This window comes from Falsihalocynthiibacter sp. S25ZX9 (assembly GCF_041205405.1).
GTDB lineage: Bacteria > Pseudomonadota > Alphaproteobacteria > Rhodobacterales > Rhodobacteraceae > Falsihalocynthiibacter > Falsihalocynthiibacter arcticus.
The window spans coordinates 1-281 of the sequence record NZ_JBGFCD010000336.1; the positions used below are offsets into that span (position 1 = coordinate 1).

At 54.1% G+C, this 281-nt stretch carries 1 pseudogene; it reads right to left on the reverse strand.

Annotated elements, in window-relative coordinates:
* Positions 1-281: pseudogene (locus AB9F29_RS22480) on the reverse strand (hypothetical protein); the annotation flags it as partial.

The following is a 281-nucleotide window of genomic DNA, read 5'->3' on the forward strand; positions in this document are numbered from 1 at the left end:
AGCCCTTCTCGGTGACGGGCAAGCCGCCAGCGCGCACCTCTGCTTCGACATCCACGATTTCGCGGATCCGTGCGAGGAACCACGGATAAAACATTGTGATTTCGTGGATTTCTTCATCCGACAGGCCGTGGCGCATGGCTTGTGCGATCGTCCGCATACGGTCTGGTGTTTGTTTGCCGATAGCTTTGATGACAGCGGATTTTTAGGGTGCGCCTTCGATGATGATTTCGTCAAAACCGGTGAGGTCATTTTCCATGCTCGCGAGCGCTTTTTGCAAGCTT